The following is a 21,068-nucleotide window of genomic DNA, read 5'->3' on the forward strand; positions in this document are numbered from 1 at the left end:
GCAAAGGCTTATTCAGCTACTTTATCTTCACTTGGTACGTAGCTTAATGCTTCTGCATCGATTTCTTCTAATGCTTTACCTACACATTTATGAGAAACAGGTTTTTCTACAACACAGTTATTAGCAAGTTGCATTTCACGCGCGCGTTTTGCAGCTACTGTTACTAATGTGTACTTAGAATCGATTTTTTGTAGTAATGAGTCAATTGATGGATTTAACATAATTATAGACCCTCCGTCATTTCTTTATAATATTTTGCTACCCTTTCGCGGCGGCAATGTTCGCCAACCACAATTGCTTTAATTCTATCACAAGCTAATTCAACTTGATCGTTTTCTACTACATAGTCGTAAGCGTCCATCATCTCGATTTCTTCTTTCGCTACAGTTAAACGATTTTCAATAACATCTTCAGTCTCTGTACCACGTCCGACAATACGGCTTTTTAGTTCAGATAAACTTGGAGGTGCTAAGAAAATAAATACACCTTCTGGGAAAGCTTTCTTAACTTGAATTGCTCCTTGCACTTCAATTTCTAAGAATACATCTTTTCCTTCTTGTAATGTTTTTTCAACATAGTCAATCGGTGTTCCGTAATAATTACCTACGAACTCAGCCCACTCAAGTAATTTTTCATTACGAATCATTTCCTCGAATTCTTCTCTTTCTTTAAAGAAATAATCCACACCATCTACTTCACCTTCACGCGGCTTACGTGTCGTTACTGAAATAGAGTACTGAAAACGTGTATCCTCATGGCTAAACAGCTCTTTACGAACCGTCCCTTTTCCAACCCCAGAAGGCCCTGAAAGAACGATGAGCAATCCTCTTCTACTTCTCATAAATATGTAAAACCTACCCTTCCTCACTTAAATCTTCTTTATTATTCAAACGATGTGCAATCGTCTCTGGTTGAATTGGACTTAATACAACATGCCCATCATCCATAACAATAACCGCCCTTGTTTTTCTCCCATACGTAGCATCAAGCAAAGCATTATGTTCGCGTGCTTCCTGTACTGTTCGTTTAATAGGAGCTGACTCCGGACTTACAATAGCAATAATTCGATGAGCAGATACAATATTTCCGTATCCAATATTTAAAAACCGCATGGCCATAGTTTGCGCCTCCTAGTAAGTCTATCCGATTTCTCCACCACGTATAACTTTATATATTTTTTGAAAGCTACTCAATATTTTGTACTTGTTCACGAATTTTTTCAAGGTTATTTTTCATTTCTACAACATATTTTGAAATTGTTAAGTCATTTGCCTTAGAACCAATCGTATTAATTTCTCTATGCATCTCTTGCACGATGAAATCCATTTTCCTTCCAACAGGCTCTTCAATCTGCAATGTTTCACGAAATTGCTCTAAATGACTTTGCAAACGAACTAACTCTTCATGAATATCACAACGCTCTGCAAAGATTGCGACTTCTGTTAGCAATCTTTGTTCATCTAGATCTTGATTATGTAATTCTTTTAAGCGATTTTCTAATCGTTCACGATATTTTTGTGTAACAATTGGTGCATGTGGAATAATTGCATTTACACAATTGCTAATCTCTTGTAAACGATACGCTATATCTTTATGTAATCGTTCTCCTTCGCCATCTCTCATCGTTTTCAACATATGAGCAGCTTGACGAACAGCCTCATATAAACTGTTCTCAAAATGTTCATTTACATTTTCTATTTCTTCAATTGCTGTTACTTCTGGCATTGCCATTAATTGCTGAAGTGTAATAGAATCTTGTAATTGAAATTTCCCTTTTATATCTTCCATCATCGATTGGTACTGCTCAAGAAGTGACCAATTCACACTTAATTTTCTTTCAACAAGTCCTTCACCCGCTATACTAATAGACACTTCAATGCGTCCACGTCGAACTTGCTGTGCAATTATTTTACGAATTTTGTCCTCAAATACCATCATTTGCTTAGGAAGTCGAATACTCATCTCTAAAAAACGGTGGTTCACCGATTTCATTTCTACTGTAATTTGAAAAGTATCACTTTCTACTTTCGATCTTCCAAACCCTGTCATACTAGAAATCATTTTTATCACATCCAAGCCATAAAATAACTCAATGAAAAAGGTAATAGAGACAAGGCTCTACTACCTTCTGTAAATTATATCACATTTTCATAACATTGACTATTTCAAGTTTAATCCCTTCTTATATAATATCGGCTTTTTCTTCTTAGTCTTTTTCCCTGTTAATAAAGAACCTACTAGTAAGAAAGTCGGAATTGATGATAAACCTCCAATTAATAACCAATCTCTTGCTTGTATCGGCATTGTGCTAAAGATTGGTTGTAACGGTGGATAATATATAACCACTAGCATGAGTAGTAACGAAATAATAACCGCCCCTACTAAATACACGTTCCCAAATGGATTACGGTGAAAGACAGAATGCTCACTACGACAATCAAATACATGAATAAGCTGAGCAAGTACCAACGTCGCGAACGCTACAGTTTGTGCATATTTCAGTTCATTTGGATGTTGGTTATACGCAATAATAAACGCCACTAACGTCACTGCTCCAATTAAAAACCCTCGACTTATTATTTTCCACGCAAGCCCTCTAGCGAATACCCCTTCTTTCGGGTGACGCGGTGTTCTCTTCATCACATCTCCTTCAGCCTTATCCAAACCTAATGCCATCGCTGGTAAACCATCAGTAACTAAGTTCACCCATAAAATTTGAATAGGAACCATCGGCAGTGGTAATGCAAGTAACATCGCAAATAACATAACTAAAATTTCTCCAACATTTGACGCCAATAAGTAGCGAATGAACTTACGTATGTTCTCATATATATTTCTTCCTTCTTTAATTGCTGATTTAATTGTAGCAAAATTATCGTCTAGTAAAACAAGTGAAGAGGCTTCTTTCGCAACATCTGTCCCTGTAATTCCCATCGCTATCCCAATATCCGCTGTTTTTATCGCTGGAGCATCGTTCACTCCATCACCTGTCATCGCTACTATATGTCCTTGATTTTGCAGTGCCTTAACAATTTTCAATTTATGCTCAGGTGATACACGAGCGAATACATACGTATCTTCTACAACATTTTCTAATTCCTCCACATCCATATTCGCGAGTTCTACTCCTTCAACAACGCGTCCATCTGGTGGTAAAACTCCTAATTGTTCAGCAATCGCCATTGCTGTCACTTTATGATCACCTGTAATCATTACTGTTCGAATACCAGCTTCTTTACACTCTTTTACCGCCTGCGCCACTTCTGGCCTTGGCGGATCAATCATACCTTGTATTCCAACCAACATAAAATCTTTTTCAACGTCTCTTTCATGTTCAATAGAATCCGTGACTTTTAAAGGTTTAAACGCAACTGCAATTGTTCGAAGCGCTTGACTACCTAAGCTATGAATAGCCGCCTGTACTTCTTTTCTATATAGCTCACTTAACGGCTGCTGCTTATCCCCCCATAAGATTGTTTGACTCAGTTGCAAAAGAACATCCGGTGCTCCTTTCGTAACAATAAACTTTTTCCCCTCTCGATCTCGTACAATAACACTCATCATTTTTCGAGTTGAATCAAAGGGGAATTCACGAATAATTTCAAATTTCCCTTTTAATGCCTCACGTGTTATCCCAGCTTTCATTGCTGCAGCTACAAGCGCTCCCTCTGTCGGATCTCCATCTAATACGTACGCCTTTTTCTTTTGAATAATATTTGCATTGTTACATAGTGAACCAAATGTAAGTAGCTGATAAAGTGATTTTGTCTTAGCTGGATTCACTTCTTTTTCACCTTTCATAAAAGAGCCATTAGGTTCATATCCTTGCCCTGTCACTTTCCACAATTCTCCGCCTGACCACATATGTGTTACCATCATTTTGTTTTGCGTCATTGTTCCCGTTTTATCAGAGCATATAACAGAAGCGCAGCCTAACGTTTCTACGGCCGGTAACTTCCTTACAATTGCTCTCTTTTTTATCATACGCTGTACACCAAGTGATAAAGCTACTGTAACAATTGCTGGCAATCCTTCTGGAATAGCCGCAACAGCTAGCGATACGCCAGCTAAAAACATATGATATACTTCATTCCCTTGATACACACCAGCCAATACAACGAGCGCTGTCAAAATAAGAGCTACAATAATTAATATTTTTCCGAGCTGTTCTAACCTTCTTTGCAGTGGCGTTTCCATTTGCTCTGCATTTTGCAACATATTTGCAATTTGCCCCATCGCTGTATTCATACCAGTTGCTACAACGACTCCTGTACCAGATCCTCGCGTAATCATTGTCCCCATAAAAGCCATATTTTTTTGATCCCCAATTGCAACATCTTGCCCTTGCAATGCTTCTACCTTCTTTTGTACAGGTACGGACTCCCCTGTCAAAGCAGACTCTTCAATATATAAACTTGATGCCTCAACAAGACGCACATCAGCCCCAATACGATCACCACTGGAAAACTTAATAATATCACCTAAAACAAGTGCTTTAGATGGTGCTTTTACCCACTTTCCATTCCGCATTACAGTAACTTGCGGAGCGGCTAGTTCCTTTAAAGCTTCCAATGATTTTTCAGCTTTTCTTTCTTGAAAAAAGCCGAGAATACCATTGATAATAACAATGGCAACAATAGCAATAGAATCAATGTATTCACCTAAAAACGCAGAAACAATTGTTGCTCCAAACAAAACGAGTACCATAAAATCTTTAAACTGTGCTAAAAATACCATTAGTGCAGAAGGCCTTTTTGCTTCTTCTAATTCATTAGTACCAAATTTCTTTACTCGCCCTTCTGCTTCTTTCTCTGTAAGTCCAACCTTTACATTCGTATTCGTTCTTTCTTCCACTTCATGTGCTCGCATTCCATACCAGTTCATCCTGCTATCGACCTCCTGATTCCAGACATACTCTATTGAAAGCTTATTCAGCCTCGTCCAAAAAAATGCTATAATTAACATTTAGTTAGAAAGGAGTGTTCATTTATGGCATTCGATGGATTATTTACAAGAGCGATTACACATGAAATTGAAAATTCTCTTTACACAGGAAGAATTTCCAAAATATATCAACCTTCAAAATACGAGATTTTATTACATATTCGAGCGAATGGAAAGAACCAAAAACTAATTCTTTCATCTCATCCTACATATGCGCGTATGCACTTAACGAATCAAAACTACGATTCGCCAGCAATACCGCCGATGTTCTGTATGCTTCTTCGCAAACATTTAGAAGGTGGATTTATTGAAAAAATTGAACAAATCGACTTAGAACGCATTATTCAAATTACTGTTCGCAGTCGTAATGAAATCGGAGACGAATCATTAAAAACATTAGTAATTGAAATAATGGGACGACATAGTAACATTATCTTATTAGATACGAAAACAAACGTGATTTTAGATAGCTTAAAACACGTTTCATTAGCCGTAAACCGTCACCGAACTGTATATGCTGGTGCTGAGTACGTCGCGCCACCAGCCCAACATAAAATCAATCCTCTGCAAATTGAAACCGCAGATGATTTTATTAGACCGCTAGACTTTCTATCTGGAAATATGGATAAACAACTCGTCGGTGCTTTCATGGGAATATCCCCATTATTTGCAAAAGAAATAGTAAAGAAAGCCGGTATGGTAAACGAGAAAGCATTATCAGAAGCATTTTTCTCTATACAAACACCATTACTATCTCATGCATATACACCTACAATGATTACTGCAAATGGAAAAGAATTCTTTTATCTTTTCCCTCTTACACACTTGCAAGGAGAAGAAAAAACATTCTCATCAGTAAGCGAATTGTTAGATCGTTTCTTCTTTGGCAAAGCAGAACGTGATCGTGTAAAACAACAAGCTCATGATTTAGAACGCTTTATGCAAAACGAAAAAAATAAAAACGAGAAAAAACTCATTAAACTCCAAAAAACACTGCAAGATGCTGGAAAAGCAGATAAATATCAACTATTTGGAGAGCTACTTACAGCCAATATGTACGCTTTAAAAAAGGGCGATAAAGATATTGAGGTCGTTAATTATTACGATGAGAATGGTGGAACTGTAAAAATTACATTAGATCCTTTAAAAACACCATCTGAAAATGCACAACGCTATTTCCAAAAGTATCAAAAAGCAAAAAATTCAGTTGTTGTTGTAGAAGAACAAATCGAAAAAACAAATGAAGAAATTCTTTATTTTGATAGCTTACTTCAACAAATGGAAGCTGCTTCTTCAAAAGATATTGAAGAAATTCGTGAGGAATTAGCTGAAGAAGGTTATGTGCGCAATCGTAAAACGAAAAACGCAAAGAAAAAGCCTACTAAACCAGTATTAGATAAATATGTAGCAAGTGATGGCACAGAGATTTTCGTTGGTAAAAACAATAAACAAAATGATTATTTAACAACGAAGTTTGCCCGCCGTGATGAAATTTGGTTACATACGAAAGACATACCTGGCTCTCACGTTGTCATTCGTTCTTTAGAACCTGCTGAAGAAACTTTACTAGAAGCTGCCAAAATTGCTGCCTATTACAGTAAAGCGAAAGAGTCTAGCTCTGTACCTGTTGATTTCACCAAAATACGCCATGTCAAAAAACCGAGTGGTGCAAAACTTGGTTTTGTTACGTACGACAATCAGCAAACCGTATATGTAACACCAGATGCTGATATTGTAATGAAATTAAAAGCGTAAATAAAAAATGCGTTGCTTGTATGCAGCGCATTTTTTATATGTTTTCAATTTCGTTGCTATATCCATTCAATATTGTCAAAAAAATTGACAGTATCATTTCACATTTGTATAAATTTTTTTACAGCATGTAAATAAAGTACAAGTGTAACTCCAATCATTATTTTTCCCCATCCCCCTGCTATTCATTGCAGCAATCTAGATTTTATGAACAAACCGCCTCCCACAAATTACGGGCTATTTTTTTATCTCCCCTAAAATATATGTTGTCCCTACTATCCTTTCTTCAAATATACATTTTGGCACGCTATTTGCTTTATTCAATACTGTGAATAGGAGGCATTAACATGACTTTAAAAATTAATAAAATCCAAAATCAATTACAAAACTATGAAATTGACGGGTTACTTATTACCAAAAAAGAAAACCGCCAATATGCAACAGGCTTTACAGGTAGTGCTGGCGTCGTCTTAATCTCTGCCGATCAAGCTGTTTTTATCACTGATTTCCGCTATGTAGATCAAGCGAAATCACAAATAAAAGATGCTGAAATTATTATGCATAAAGGAAATTTAGAAAAAGAAATTGCACATCAAGTATCGAAATTAAACATTCAAAAACTTGGAATTGAAGAAAACAACATGACATTGCAACAATATAAAAACTTGCAAAAATACGTACAGGCGGAAATGATTCAAGTGTGCGAAATTATCGAAAATATTCGTATCATTAAAGACACGCCTGAAATAGAAACAATGAAAATTGCAGCTAATATCGCGGATGAAGCATTTCACCACATTCTTACGTTTCTAAAACCAGGAATAAGTGAAAATGCTGTACGAGATGAATTAGAATTTTTCATGCGAAAAAAAGGGGCTACATCTTCTTCATTCCAAATCATTGTAGCCTCAGGCGTTCGTTCTTCACTTCCCCATGGAGTTGCATCAAATAAAATAATCGAACGAGGGGATATCGTTACATTAGACTTCGGTGCACTTTACGACGGATATTGTTCCGATATAACACGTACTGTAGCAATAGGGGAACCATCGGAAGAATTCAAAAAAATATACAATGTTGTACGAGAAGCGTTAAAACGTGGGACTGAAGCGATTAAGCCTGGAGAAACTGCGAAAAGTATCGATGATATAACGAGGGATTACATTACAGAACATGGATACGGTCAATACTTTGGCCACTCTACTGGGCACGGTCTTGGGTTAGAAATACATGAACCTCTTCGCTTATCTCAAGAAAGTACGGCTACTTTAGAAGAAGGTATGGTTGTTACAGTTGAACCTGGTATTTACATTCCGAACTGGGGCGGTTGTAGAATTGAAGATGATATCGTCATTACAAAAGATGGATATGAAGTTATTACAAAATCAAATCGAGAACTAATTGTTATTCCTTGTTGAAATCACGACCTTTTTTAAAGGAGTTTTTCGTTGCACATAGAATTCTTTCTCTGGAGTCATCGTTTAAGAGGGGGAATTTAAATTGAATTTTGTAATTGATAAGATAGATGGGTTACAGCCTGAATTTTCAAATCTTGTTTCCATGATGAATTACGCTCGCTATACAACAATGCAAGGGGTGGAAGGTTTAACAATTGAGGAACTTGATTATTTATATGATAAGGACACAAATTCAATTGGCATGTTATTGTACCATATGGCCGCTATTGAATTTTACTACCAGATTCATACTTTTGAAGACCGTGAACCAACGGAGGCTGAATTAGAACGCTGGTTACCTGGCATTGAATTAGGCGATCTTGGACGTGAGAAAATAAAAGGAAACGCTATAGAATTTTACATAAATACATTACAAGAAGTACGTTCCAAAACAATCGAGACTTTTCAATCGTTACCTGATGAATGGTTATTTAAAACGACAGACTTTTGGTATGACAAACCAGCAAATAACTATTTTAAGTGGTTTCACGTTTTTGAAGATGAAATCAATCATCGTGGACAAATTCGTTTAATTAAAAAGATGCAAAAAGCTCATGCAGTAAAATAAGAAAGTGCCACCATATAAGGTGGCACTTTCTTTTATTCATTTTTTAGGATTAACTGTATTGTAACATCCATTTATCGTTCTCACCATTACAGTACATGAAATTTTTTTCTTTTTCCTATACTCACATACTTTCATTGCTTTCATACAATAAACTACACGAATGCCTAAAGGATGTGAATGTTATGGGAGTTGAATTAACGCTATTACACGCTCTCTACATTATTTGTTTACTCACTATTATTACCTTTTTTATTCTCCGAAAAGATACGACTATCATTTGTATTGTTTTTATCTTTTTATTAGCATTAACTGCAACAAGTTCTATCCCTCTTGCCATTAGCGGAATTTTTCAAAGTTTCATTTACGCCATTACTGAGCTATTACCAACTATATTAATCATCTCCATTATCGTATCAATGAGCAATTTACTCGTTCATACTGGCATAAATGATACGATGATTTCACCATTTACAAAAATGATTCGTACACCTACACTCGCCTACTGGATTATCGGCCTTTTAATGATGACCATTTCTTTCTTCTTTTGGCCTTCTCCAGCTGTCGCCTTAATGGGAGCTATTTTATTACCGGTTGCTGTACGTGTCGGCCTTCCTCCAATTGGGGTTGCAATTGCTATGAACTTATTTGGACACGGCATCGCCTTATCTGGAGACTTCGTTATTCAAGGTGCACCGAAATTAACTGCAGACGCGGCTGGTCTCCCTGTTTCCAGCGTCGTATCTGCAAGTGTTCCACTCGTTATCGTTATGGGCATTGTGACAACTTCTGTCGCTTTTTTCTTCTTACGAAAAGAGTTTCATACAGGCTTATCTATACAAGAAGCTATTCCATCAACTGAGTTTTCTAAAACGCTCACTTCATTATCTCCTCGCATAAAAAAATGGCTCGCTATTTGTATCCCTATCATATATATCATTGATATCCTTTGCATGATTCAATTTAAATTACAAGGAAGCGACGCAACTGCACTTATCGGCGGAACGACTGTTATTATGATTATCATCATTTCTCTCATCGCCTACAAAAGAAATGGACTGAATAAAACGACCGATTATTTTATAGAAGGGCTCCAATTTGGCTTTAAAATTTTCGGACCAGTTATTCCTATCGCTGCACTCTTTTATTTAGGAGATAGTGGATTTGTAAAAATTATCGGGGACTATTTACCGAAAGGTTCACACGGAATCATTAACGACTTAGGCATCGCTTTATCTCAAACTGTTCCTTTAAATCAATATGTATCGGCAGGGACATTAACCATCGTTGGTGTCATTACCGGCTTAGATGGATCAGGTTTTTCAGGTATATCACTTGCTGGTTCCATTGCCAATCTTTTTGGAACAGCACTTGGCCATGGAACAGCTACATTAACAGCACTCGGGCAAATTGCAGCTATATGGACCGGGGGCGGGACGTTAATTCCTTGGGCACTTATTCCTGCTGCTGCGATTTGTAAAGTCGATCCATTTGAACTTGCACGCCGAAACTTTTTACCGGTTGTTATCGGTTTAATTGTCACCACGATCGTTGCGATGTTTACCCTATAACGTAAGCAAGTGTTCTCTTGCTTACGTTTTTTGCTTGTAAAATTCATCATGAATTATCAGTTTTCAAGAGGGATTCGTTATTACTTAGCGAAATTATATTAGGAGAGTAATTATTTCAAAACGTTTACGAGAAACAGATTACTGCAATTAGAAAAGGGGACATACCTATGAATGAATTGATTTTCGTCTTATTAATTTGTCCATTACTTATCTTTATCGTTTCTGTTATTGGAACGCGCAAGACGAAAACGTATTACGTAATGCCGATTGTAACGTTTGCTAGTTTTTTAATAATAGGTGTTATGGCCTTTACTCCAAAATTTTTCTTTTGGGTTGGCATGTACAGCATCTTCTCATTTATTGTTTCTTATATGACTTTATTGTTTGTAAGAGGATATGAGCTTGCAGAAAGCGCTAAGTAGTTAAGGAGATTGTAATATGATTTTCTTTGATATTGATGGAACTTTACTTGATTATGAGGCTGCAGAAAGAAATGGTATTATAGATTTTTTTCAAATATATAATACTATTTTTTCAGGCAATGAATTAGAAGCAACGAAAGTCTGGCATGAATTATCAGAAGAATATTTCAACAAATTTTTGTCCAAAGAATTATCTTTTCAGGAACAACAAAGGATGCGAATGTATCATTTATTTAAAGCATATGGAGTAAACTTATCCCCCGAGGAATCTCAGCATAAATTCAATCAATATATAGAACTATATAAGAACAACTGGACCGCATTTGAAGATGTAAACTATACATTACAGACCTTGCAGGAAAAAGGGTACTCATTAGGTATCATTAGTAATGGTGAATATGAGCAACAAGTCGAAAAGTTAACTACTCTAAACATTCTACAATATTTCAAATATATATTTACTTCTAGTGAACTTGGGATATCGAAACCAGATCCTGAAATTTTTCACAGAAGTGTATTACAATCGAATCTTGAAATGAAAGATTGCTATTATATTGGCGATCGATTAGAGACTGATGCGATTAGTAGTACAGCAGCTGGGATGCAAGGGATATGGTTGAATCGGGATAACTCACAACTCAAGTACGATATTCCTACTATCTGTTCGTTACATGAAATTATAACAATGATATAAAAAAACGACCGCGTTCCCCCGCGGTCGTCTTTTTTCGTGTTACGCTGTGATCCAAGCTTCGTTAGCTGGATTTTTACGCCACTCTTGTAATTTCTTCGTTTCAGCTTGTCCAATCATACCTTTTTCTGCTGCAACTTCAGTTAATGCACTGTAATCACTTAAAGAATATGATGCTACGTTAGCTGCTTCTAGTTTTTCTTTTCCTGCTTCAAGCTCGTATGTGAAGATTGATACGATTCCTAATACTTCACAGCCAGCTTCGCGAAGTGCTTCTACACATGTAATTGCACTACCGCCAGTTGAAATTAGGTCCTCTACTACTACTACCTTTTGACCTTTTTCAGCTTTTCCTTCGATTTGGTTCCCTTTACCGTGACCTTTTGCTTTACTACGTACGTAGCACATTGGTAAATCCATACGATCGCTTACCCATGCAGCGTGCGCAATACCAGCAGTTGCTGTTCCTGCAATAACTTCTACAGTTGGGAAGTGCTCTTTAATTAACTCTTCTAATCCAGCTGCAATCGCTTGACGTACTTTTGGATAAGATAAAGTTAAACGGTTATCACAATAAATTGGTGATTTCATACCTGAAGACCATGTAAATGGATCATTCGGTTGTAAAAATACTGCTCCAATTTCTAATAAATGCGATGCGATTTCTTTTTTCATACTGTTACACCTTCCCACTGTTGTTTTACTGTTTTATACGCTTCAAGCGGATTTTCTGCTTTTGTAATACTACGTCCAACTACGATGTAGCTTGAGCCAAGTTCCCTCGCACGTTTCGGTGTTGCTACGCGCACCTGGTCATTTACATCATCGCTTGTAAGACGAATCCCCGGTGTTACTGTTACAAATTCATTTCCGCATACTTCACGTAATTTCGGAACTTCAAGTGTTGAACAAACAACGCCATCAAGTCCACTTTCCTTTGTTAGTTTTGCATAATGAGCAACCGCTTCTTCTAACGTTTTCTCAATGCCGATCTCTTTTTTCATCATAGCTTCCGAAGTGCTTGTTAGTTGTGTAACTGCAATACAAATCGGTCTCTCTTTTCCTTCTTGCTTACCTTCCTCTAATCCCTCAATCGCAGCTTTCATCATACTGCTTCCCCCAGCAGCATGAACATTTACCATATCAACATCTAGACTAGCTAGGCTACGCATAGCGCTTTTTACTGTATTCGGAATATCATGAAGTTTTAAATCTAGAAAAATCTTATGTCCTTTTTCTTTTAAGTACGTAATAATCGCAGGGCCTTCTTTGTAAAATAACTCCATACCAACTTTGACAAATAACTCTTCCCCTTCAAAGTGGCGCAAGAATTGTTCTACATCTTGTTTCCCTGGAAAATCTAATGCAACGATTAACGACTGTGACATGTTTGCTTCCAGCTCCTTCCTTGACATTCCGAAATGTGATCAAATCCTAATTCATCTAATAGTGCTGGTAACTCTTCAATAATTGTCGGACATACGAACGGATCGATAAAGTTCGCTGTACCTACTGCAACTGCGCTTGCGCCAGCATAGAAGAATTCAATTACATCTTCTGCTGTTTCAATACCACCCATTCCGATAATTGGAATGTTAACCGCTTGGCTTACTTCATGTACCATACGAATCGCTACTGGCTTAATCGCAGGACCTGATAATCCGCCTGTACGGTTTGCTAAAATTGGTTTAGCTGTTTTTAAATCTAGACGCATACCAAGCAATGTATTAATCATCGTTAAACCGTCTGCACCTGCATTTTCAATCGCTTTTGCAATTTCCACAATGTTTGCCACGTTCGGTGACAACTTCACGTATACAGGTACTTCAGAAACCTCTTTTACTCGCTTCGTTAAATCAGCAGCAATTTCAGGATTTGTACCAAAGGCGATACCACCTGTTTTTACGTTCGGACAAGAAATATTTAATTCTAGTGCATGGACATTAGGCGCTTTAGAAATTTCTTTTGCAACCGCTACGTAATCCTCAGCTTGTGAGCCTGCAACGTTCGCAATGATTGGAAGATCAAATTGGTCTAACCATGGTAATTCAGAATTCATTACTTTTTCTAACCCTGGGTTTTGAAGTCCGATTGCATTTAACATACCGCCCGGTGTTTCAGCAACACGAGGCGTCGGATTTCCATAACGTGGTTGTTCTGTCGTCGCTTTAATCATGATTGATCCTAGTACACTTAAATCGTAAAACTGTGCATATTCACGACCAAATCCAAAGCATCCAGATGCCGGTATAATTGGATTTTTTAATGATAATCCCGGTAATTCAACTTGCAATCTGTTCATAGTACAACCTCCCCGATTGGAAATACTGGTCCGTCGCTACACACCTTCTTGTAAGAATGTCCACTTGGATCTTCTTGTAAGTGGCATACACATGCGAAACAAGCTCCAATACCACAGCCCATACGTTCTTCTAAAGAAATATAAGCTTTTTTCTCTTTGTAACGTCCTTCTAATGCACGAAGCATCGCTAGCGGACCACATGAATAAAGAATATCAAAGTCAATTCCGTAATTATCAATTACATCTGTGACAAATCCTTTTGTGCCGTGTGTACCGTCTACTGTCGCAACGTACGTATCACCAAGTTCTGCAAATTTCTCTTCATAGAAAACGACATCTTTCGTTTGAAAACCTAAGATGTGGATTACACGTACACCTTTTGCAACGAGGCGCTGTGATAATTCATAAAGTGGTGGTACACCAATTCCCCCGCCCACTAGTAAAGCTGTTTGACCAGCTTCTGCTTCTTCTACAGGAAAACCGTGTCCTAGTGGTCCTAGTACGTCTACCAATTCACCTTGTTTTCTAGTTGCTAATGTTTTTGTCCCTTGTCCTTCTGCACGGTATAGCATTGTAAATTCGTTCTTCTCTTGATCTACATTACAAATACTAATCGGGCGGCGCAGAAGGGGCGCAATGCCCTCCGCTACCTTAATGTGTACAAACTGCCCTGGTTCGTTCATTTGCTGTACTAACGTTCCTTGAAGCACTAATTCGTAAATGTTTTTTGCGATTTCTTTTTGATTAACGACGATCATATTTTGCTTTTGCATCATGCATGTACCACCTCGTGACGCTTTGTTTGCGTAATTTCTTTCATTGAATGAGCTGAGAATGTCATAGATTCTAATACTCGTAAGATTGCTCTCGTTGTATCAAGTGATGTTAAGCAAGCTACACCATTTTCTACTGATTCACGGCGAATGCGGAAACCATCACGCGCTGGTTGTTTACCTTTTGTTAGCGTATTGATTACAAACTGTGCTTTTCCTTGACGGATAATATCTAGTAAGTTGTAGTCTTCAGAATCAATTTTGTTTACAACTTGTACTGGGATATTTTGCTCTGCTAACGATTGTGCTGTCCCAGCTGTTGCTAATAAGTTATAACCGATTTCGTGGAAACGTTTTGCAATTTCCATTGCCTCTTCTTTATCTTTATCCGCTACAGTAATGATTACTGATCCGTGCGTTGGGATGTTAATTCCAGAAGCAACTAATCCTTTGTATAATGCTTTTTCAAGCGTTAAGTCTTTACCCATTACTTCCCCTGTTGATTTCATTTCAGGTCCTAATGTTGTATCAACTGAGCGTAGTTTCGCGAATGAGAATACCGGAGCTTTTACATATACTTCTTTTTCTTCTGGGTGATACCCAGTTCCGTATCCTTGCGCTACTAGATCTTGCCCTAAAATAACTTTCGTTGCAACGTTCGCCATTGGTACACCTGTAATTTTACTTAAGAACGGTACTGTACGGCTCGCACGTGGGTTTACTTCGATTACATACACTTGATCTTCGAATACTACAAACTGGATATTTAGTAATCCAACAATGTTTAATCCTTTTCCAAGTGCAATTGTATGTTCAATAATTTGTTCTTTTAATTTGTCAGATAAGCTTTGTGGTGGATATACTCCAATTGAGTCACCAGAGTGAACTCCAGCACGTTCAATATGTTCCATAATACCTGGAATGAATACATTCTCACCGTCTGAAATTGCATCTACTTCAATTTCTTTACCAACCATGTAACGGTCGATTAATACTGGGTGATCAGCGTGAACTTTAACTGCATTTTTCATGTAGTGCAACAGTTCTTCTTGACGATATACGATTTCCATCGCGCGTCCACCTAGTACGTAAGATGGTCTTACTAATACTGGGTAACCAATTTTGTCCGCGATTGCTACTGCTTGCTCTACAGTCGTTGCTGTTTTACCAACTGGTTGTGGGATACCAAGCTGTGTTAGCGCTGCTTCAAACTTATCACGATCTTCTGCACGGTCTAAATCTTCAAGTGATGTTCCTAAAATTTTCACACCGTGAGCCTCTAATTTAGCAGCTAAGTTAATTGCCGTTTGTCCACCGAACTGAACGATAACACCTTCTGGTTTTTCTAAATCGATAATGTGCATTACATCTTCAATCGTTAATGGTTCAAAGTATAATTTGTCAGAAATACTGAAGTCTGTTGAAACTGTTTCTGGGTTGTTATTAACAATGATTGCCTCATATCCAGCTTCTTTGATTGCCCATACTGAGTGAACTGTTGCATAGTCAAACTCAACACCTTGACCGATACGGATCGGACCAGACCCTAGAACTACTACACTCTTACGATCTGTTCTAACCGATTCATTCTCGTCACCATATGTGCTGTAGTAGTATGGTGTTGCAGATTCAAATTCTGCCGCACACGTATCTACCATTTTATAAACCGGAGTTATATTGCTTTCTTTACGCATATCGTAAATTTCACGCTCTGTTTTGTTCCAAGCATTAGCGATGTAATGGTCACTGAATCCCATTTCTTTCGCAGTTTGTAGTACTTCCATATTTCCTACATTCACTTTTACTTCGCGTTCCATGTTTACGATGTTTTCAACTTTTTGTAAGAAGAAGAAGTCCATTTCACACCATTCATTGATTTCTTCTTTCGTTACACCTTGGCGAATTGCTTCTGCTACAATAAACAGTCGTTCATCATCCGCTTTAATGATACGTTTTTTCATTGTTTCTTTATCAAGTTCTTTTAAGTGGTCTAATTCTAGGTGATAAATACCAAGCTCTAAAGAACGAACCGCTTTTAATAATGATTCTTCTAAGTTACGTCCGATTGACATAACTTCACCAGTTGCTTTCATTTGCGTTCCAAGCGTTCTGTTTGCTGATTCAAACTTATCAAATGGCCAGCGTGGAATTTTTGAAACAACATAGTCTAATGCTGGTTCGAAACAAGCGTATGTTTTTTGTGTTACTGGGTTTACGATTTCATCTAATGTTAAACCGACTGCAATTTTTGCCGCTAGCTTCGCAATTGGATATCCAGTTGCTTTAGATGCTAGTGCAGATGAACGACTTACACGTGGGTTTACTTCGATTACATAGTATTGGAAGCTATATGGATCAAGTGCAAGCTGAACGTTACATCCACCTTCAATTCCTAATGCACGAATAATTCGTAATGAAGTGTTACGTAACATTTGGTATTCACGGTCACTTAATGTTTGGCTTGGTGCTACAACGATAGAATCACCTGTGTGAACTCCAACTGGATCGATATTTTCCATGTTACATACTACAATCGCGTTATCATTTGAATCACGCATTACTTCATATTCAATTTCCTTACAACCAGCAATACTTTTCTCTAATAAACATTGTGTTACCGGACTATGTTTTAATCCACCTGATACGATTTCAATTAGTTCTTCTTCATTACTACAGATTCCGCCACCTGTTCCACCCATTGTAAATGCAGGGCGAACAATAACTGGATATCCAATTTCTTTTACAAATTCATGTGCTTCTTCTAGCGTATGAATAATTGTACTAGATGGAATTGGTTCATTTAATTCCTGCATTAATGAACGGAATAAATCACGATCTTCTGCTTGCTCAATTGCTGATAATTTTGTTCCTAAAATTTCAACTCCGCACTCTTCAAGTATGCCTGATTTCGCAAGTTCAACAGCCATGTTTAAACCTGTTTGACCACCTAATGTTGGTAAGATTGCATCTGGACGTTCTTTACGAATAATACGGCTTACGAATTCTAGTGTTAATGGTTCGATATATACTTTATCTGCTGTTGCAGTATCTGTCATAATTGTTGCTGGGTTAGAGTTAACAAGGATTACTTTGTAACCTTCTTCTCTAAGAGATTGACAAGCTTGTGTACCAGAGTAGTCAAACTCTGCTGCTTGCCCAATTACAATTGGTCCTGATCCGATTACTAAAATTGTGTTAATGTCTAGGCGTTTTGGCATAACTCTTCCCCTTCTTTCTTGAAGTTTTCAATCATTGCTAAGAAATCTTCGAATAAATCGTTTGCATCTTCTGGTCCTGCTGAAGCTTCTGGATGATATTGTACTGTAAATGCTGGGAACTTCGTATGACGAAGACCTTCTACTGTTCCATCATTTAAAGCGACATGTGTAATTTCAAGTTCTGTATTTTTAACTGACTCTTCTTCTACTGCGTAACCATGGTTTTGAGATGTAATTGCTACTTTTCCAGTTGCAAGATGTTTTACTGGATGGTTTAAACCACGGTGACCGAATTTCAATTTACTTGTATTCGCACCAGATGCTAGCGCGAACAATTGATGTCCTAGGCAAATTCCGAATAAAGGAACTTTACCGATAATGTCTTTTAACATTTCAATTGCTTCTGGTACATCTTTTGGATCCCCAGGTCCGTTACTTAACATAATTCCATCTGGGCTAAGGCGTAAAATTTCTTCTGCTGTTGTGTTGTAAGGAACTACAATTACATCACAGTCACGCTTATTTAATTCTCGTAAAATACCATGTTTCATACCGAAGTCTACTAGTACAACTCGGTGACCACGACCTGGGCTTGGGTATGGATCTTTCGTTGATACGCGTTTTACATGATCTGTAAATACTGTCGCTTTTAATTGACTTACAATGTACTCTACATCTGCATCCATATTACAAAGGCGTCCGCGTAATGTACCGTATTGACGAATTTTTCTCGTTAATTTTCTCGTATCAATCCCTGCTAATCCTGGGATATTTCTTTCTTTCAAGTAATCATTTAACGAAATTTCATTACGGAAGTTTGATGGATGATCACAAATTTCGTTTACGATTAAACCATTTACAGATGGGTGAATGGATTCAAAATCGTCACGGTTAATGCCGTAGTTTCCGATTAATGGGTACGTGAATGTTACGATTTGACCGCAATATGATGGATCAGATAATGTTTCTTGATATCCAGTCATTCCTGTTGTAAATACAACCTCACCTGACTTTTCGATTTCGCCTCCGAAACCTGTTCCAATTAATACTGTTCCATCTTCTAAGATAAGTTGTCTTTTCATACTAATGCACTCTCCTTTTGCCATGCGATCTTACCACCAACGATTGTCATTACCGGCCATCCTTGGCATTTCCAACCTGCGAATGGTGTATTTTTTCCTTTTGATAAGAATGTTGTTGGGTCAATCTCTTCTTCTTGTTCTAAATCAATGATTGTAATATCAGCTGCTCTACCTTCTTTTAGGCGACCTGCTTCTAAGCCGAATGTATCAGCTGGCTTTTCTGTTAAGAATTGAATTAACTGTTCTAGCGTAATAACTCCCTTTTTCACAAGGTTTGTGTATAGAAGCGGGAATGCTGTTTCAAAACCAGTAATTCCAAACGGTGCTCTTTCAATTCCTTGTGCTTTCTCTTCCGCTGTATGCGGTGCATGGTCAGTTGCAATCATATCGATCGTTCCATCTAATAAACCTTCAATTAATGCTGCATGGTCTTCTTTTCCACGAAGCGGTGGGTTCATTTTAAAGTTAGGATCAGCTGATGGGATATCATCTTCACATAACACTAGGTGATGCGGTGTTACTTCTGCTGTTACTTTAATTCCAGCGCGTTTCGCATCACGGATTACACGTACAGAACCTTTCGTACTTACATGACATACGTGATAGTGGCAATCTGCTGCTTCAGCAAGCAGTATATCCCTTGCAATATGTACAGATTCACATACTGATGGGATACCGTTTAATCCGTGTTTCTCAGAAAACTTCCCTTCATGTACACAACCTTTATTAATAAGCGTATTCTCTTCACAGTGCGCAACTACTGCCATATCTAATTTTGCTGCACGTTTCATAGCCGCTAACATCATGCTCGCATCTTGTACGCCTACGCCGTCATCTGTGAAAGCAAATGCTCCAAGTTCTTTTAATGTTTCGAAATCTGTCATTTCAGAACCAGCTTGACGTACTGTAATTGCTCCGTATGGTAGTACGTTAACATGAGCTTTTTCTTCAATACGTTTTTGCAAGTCTTCCATATGTTCTCTGCAATCTGGTACCGGACGTGTATTTGGCATTGCGCAAATTGTAGTGAATCCACCTTTTGCCGCTGCTAGTGTACCTGTTTCAATTGTTTCTTTATGTTCACCACCTGGTTCACGAAGATGTACGTGTACATCTACTAATCCAGGTGCGATTAACTTTCCGTTCACATCGATTACTTCAGCATTATCTGCCGTAATATTTTCTGCTACCTTAGCGATTTTACCGTCTTGTACGAGAAGATCCGTTGCTACGATTTTTCCTTCTTCATTCATATAACGACCATTTTTAAACAAATAATTCATGTTTCATTCCTCCTAATACATTTGGTAAGGCGCGTTTTAGTACAGCCATTCTTACGTAAACTCCATTTTCCATTTGTTTAAATATGCGTGAACGCTCACACTCAACAAGTTCACTTGCAATTTCAACATCACGGTTTACAGGAGCTGGATGCATAATAATGCTTCCTTCTTTCATACGCTTTTCTCTTTCTACTGTTAATCCGTGTTTCTCATGATATTCTTTCATAATGTCTGTTTCATAATGATCATGACGCTCATGTTGTACACGGAGTAACATCATTACATCAACTTCTGGAACAAGTTCATCTAATGGTTTGTATGTTCCAAATGTGTTGTCTTCATCTTTCCACTCTTCTGGACTTGCAAAGTAAATTGTTGCACCAAGCTTCGTTAATGCTTCTGCATTAGAACGTGCTACTCGGCTATGACGAACATCTCCTACTATTGCAATCTTCAAACCTTCAAATCTTCCAAACTCTTGTTTAATTGTAAGAAGGTCCAGTAGGCACTGCGTTGGGTGGTTTCCGCATCCATCTCCAGCGTTTAAGATTGGAATATTCACCTGATCTTTTAGTTCATCGAAGTAGCGATCTTGCTCGTGGCGGATGACCACTGCTTTTGTTCCGATTGATTCTAGTGTTCTTATCGTATCGTATAAAGTTTCTCCTTTTTGTACGCTAGATGCATCAGCTGAAAAGTTTAAAACATCAAGTCCTAATCTCTTCTCAGCAACTTCAAAGCTAAATCTCGTTCTCGTACTATTCTCAAAGAACAAGTTCGCAACAAAAGTTTGCTCTGTCGTTTTGCTCTCTTTTCCATTCGCAAAATCTTCTGCATCTTTTAGGATTTCTGAAATTTCTACTTCCGATAATTCACTCATCGTTAACAAATGGCTCATCGTCATCCCTCATCTTTCTGATTTTTATGTTACCACTTTTGAATTTTTATAACAACCTTTGCATAAAAATACCCTAGTCATGTGAGACTAGGGTGCAAGAAAGAAGCCAC

19 protein-coding genes and 1 pseudogene are annotated in these 21,068 nt (G+C 37.7%); 6 read left to right on the forward strand and 14 right to left on the reverse strand.

Translation table 11 applies throughout. The annotated features are described in order from the left end of the window. Positions 1–8: 8 nt before the first annotated feature. From rpoZ to HMPREF2590_RS05220, 5 genes are all read right to left on the reverse strand, one after another. On the reverse strand, positions 9–221 hold the full coding sequence (gene rpoZ, locus HMPREF2590_RS05200; protein ID WP_000933960.1) for a DNA-directed RNA polymerase subunit omega: 213 nt from the start codon (positions 219–221) through the stop codon (positions 9–11). 2 nt (positions 222–223) lie between these two features. Further along, on the reverse strand, positions 224–841 hold the full coding sequence (gene gmk, locus HMPREF2590_RS05205) for a guanylate kinase (protein ID WP_001257741.1): 618 nt from the start codon (positions 839–841) through the stop codon (positions 224–226). Positions 842–854: 13 nt separating this feature from the next. Continuing rightward, positions 855–1,118, reverse strand: coding sequence for an extracellular matrix/biofilm regulator RemA (remA, locus tag HMPREF2590_RS05210; RefSeq protein WP_001251456.1), 264 nt, complete (start codon positions 1,116–1,118; stop codon positions 855–857). 67 nt (positions 1,119–1,185) lie between these two features. Next, positions 1,186–2,061, reverse strand: a complete 876-nt coding sequence (locus tag HMPREF2590_RS05215; RefSeq protein WP_000625869.1) for a YicC/YloC family endoribonuclease — start codon at positions 2,059–2,061, stop codon at positions 1,186–1,188. A 99-nt stretch (positions 2,062–2,160) separates the two neighbouring features. After that, entirely contained in the window at positions 2,161–4,884 is a 2,724-nt protein-coding gene (locus tag HMPREF2590_RS05220) for a calcium-translocating P-type ATPase, SERCA-type (protein ID WP_001104777.1), read from the reverse strand. Between the two features lie 105 nt (positions 4,885–4,989). On the opposite strand from HMPREF2590_RS05220, the gene HMPREF2590_RS05225 reads away from it, so the two are divergent. The 3 genes from HMPREF2590_RS05225 to HMPREF2590_RS05235 all read left to right on the forward strand — a co-directional run bounded on the left by HMPREF2590_RS05225 (position 4,990) and on the right by HMPREF2590_RS05235 (position 8,721). Continuing rightward, positions 4,990–6,699 carry an Rqc2 family fibronectin-binding protein gene (locus tag HMPREF2590_RS05225; RefSeq protein WP_000863278.1) on the forward strand — a complete coding sequence of 570 codons (1,710 nt, stop codon included), beginning with the start codon at positions 4,990–4,992 and terminating at the stop codon, positions 6,697–6,699. Positions 6,700–7,043: 344 nt separating this feature from the next. After that, a complete protein-coding gene (locus HMPREF2590_RS05230; RefSeq protein ID WP_000172804.1) occupies positions 7,044–8,114 on the forward strand; it encodes a M24 family metallopeptidase in 1,071 nt (356 codons plus the stop codon). A gap of 82 nt (positions 8,115–8,196) precedes the next feature. Continuing rightward, a complete protein-coding gene (locus HMPREF2590_RS05235; protein ID WP_001012043.1) occupies positions 8,197–8,721 on the forward strand; it encodes a DinB family protein in 525 nt (174 codons plus the stop codon). 42 nt (positions 8,722–8,763) lie between these two features. Here HMPREF2590_RS05235 and HMPREF2590_RS31175 read toward each other — a convergent pair. Beyond that, a pseudogene (locus HMPREF2590_RS31175) lies at positions 8,764–8,865 on the reverse strand (YoqO family protein); the annotation flags it as partial. Positions 8,866–8,903: 38 nt separating this feature from the next. Here HMPREF2590_RS31175 and HMPREF2590_RS05240 point away from each other — a divergent pair. From HMPREF2590_RS05240 to HMPREF2590_RS05250, 3 genes are all read left to right on the forward strand, one after another. Further along, on the forward strand, positions 8,904–10,289 hold the full coding sequence (locus tag HMPREF2590_RS05240; RefSeq protein ID WP_000537869.1) for a hypothetical protein: 1,386 nt from the start codon (positions 8,904–8,906) through the stop codon (positions 10,287–10,289). A 167-nt stretch (positions 10,290–10,456) separates the two neighbouring features. Beyond that, positions 10,457–10,711, forward strand: a complete 255-nt coding sequence (locus tag HMPREF2590_RS05245; RefSeq protein WP_001003938.1) for a YbeF family protein — start codon at positions 10,457–10,459, stop codon at positions 10,709–10,711. Between the two features lie 16 nt (positions 10,712–10,727). Then, the gene (locus tag HMPREF2590_RS05250; protein WP_000575796.1) at positions 10,728–11,405 is read left to right on the forward strand and encodes an HAD family hydrolase; all 678 of its coding nucleotides are present in this window, start codon (positions 10,728–10,730) and stop codon (positions 11,403–11,405) included. A gap of 39 nt (positions 11,406–11,444) precedes the next feature. Here HMPREF2590_RS05250 and pyrE read toward each other — a convergent pair whose 3' ends face one another. The 8 genes from pyrE to pyrB are packed head-to-tail and all read right to left on the reverse strand — an operon-like array spanning position 11,445 to position 20,958. After that, entirely contained in the window at positions 11,445–12,077 is a 633-nt protein-coding gene (gene pyrE / locus HMPREF2590_RS05255) for an orotate phosphoribosyltransferase (protein WP_000711449.1), read from the reverse strand. Beyond that, on the reverse strand, positions 12,074–12,790 hold the full coding sequence (gene pyrF / locus HMPREF2590_RS05260; protein WP_000083498.1) for an orotidine-5'-phosphate decarboxylase: 717 nt from the start codon (positions 12,788–12,790) through the stop codon (positions 12,074–12,076). The genes pyrE and pyrF overlap by 4 nt, the downstream gene beginning before the upstream one ends. Then, a complete protein-coding gene (pyrD, locus tag HMPREF2590_RS05265) occupies positions 12,775–13,704 on the reverse strand; it encodes a dihydroorotate oxidase B catalytic subunit (RefSeq protein WP_001081055.1) in 930 nt (309 codons plus the stop codon). Before pyrD ends, pyrF begins: the two co-directional genes overlap by 16 nt. Next, positions 13,701–14,480 carry a dihydroorotate oxidase B electron transfer subunit gene (gene pyrK, locus HMPREF2590_RS05270; RefSeq protein ID WP_000983353.1) on the reverse strand — a complete coding sequence of 260 codons (780 nt, stop codon included), beginning with the start codon at positions 14,478–14,480 and terminating at the stop codon, positions 13,701–13,703. The genes pyrD and pyrK overlap by 4 nt, the downstream gene beginning before the upstream one ends. Continuing rightward, entirely contained in the window at positions 14,477–17,695 is a 3,219-nt protein-coding gene (gene carB, locus HMPREF2590_RS05275; RefSeq protein ID WP_001126126.1) for a carbamoyl-phosphate synthase large subunit, read from the reverse strand. The genes pyrK and carB overlap by 4 nt, the downstream gene beginning before the upstream one ends. Then, positions 17,680–18,777, reverse strand: a complete 1,098-nt coding sequence (locus HMPREF2590_RS05280) for a carbamoyl phosphate synthase small subunit (RefSeq protein ID WP_000828678.1) — start codon at positions 18,775–18,777, stop codon at positions 17,680–17,682. The genes carB and HMPREF2590_RS05280 overlap by 16 nt, the downstream gene beginning before the upstream one ends. After that, complete coding sequence (gene pyrC, locus HMPREF2590_RS05285) at positions 18,774–20,060, reverse strand: dihydroorotase (RefSeq protein WP_001108367.1); 1,287 nt, start codon at positions 20,058–20,060, stop codon at positions 18,774–18,776. Before pyrC ends, HMPREF2590_RS05280 begins: the two co-directional genes overlap by 4 nt. Further along, entirely contained in the window at positions 20,044–20,958 is a 915-nt protein-coding gene (gene pyrB / locus HMPREF2590_RS05290) for an aspartate carbamoyltransferase (protein ID WP_000018849.1), read from the reverse strand. The genes pyrC and pyrB overlap by 17 nt, the downstream gene beginning before the upstream one ends. Positions 20,959–21,068: the final 110 nt, after the last annotated feature.

Source organism: Bacillus sp. HMSC036E02 (assembly GCF_001836235.1).
Lineage (GTDB): Bacteria > Bacillota > Bacilli > Bacillales > Bacillaceae_G > Bacillus_A > Bacillus_A cereus.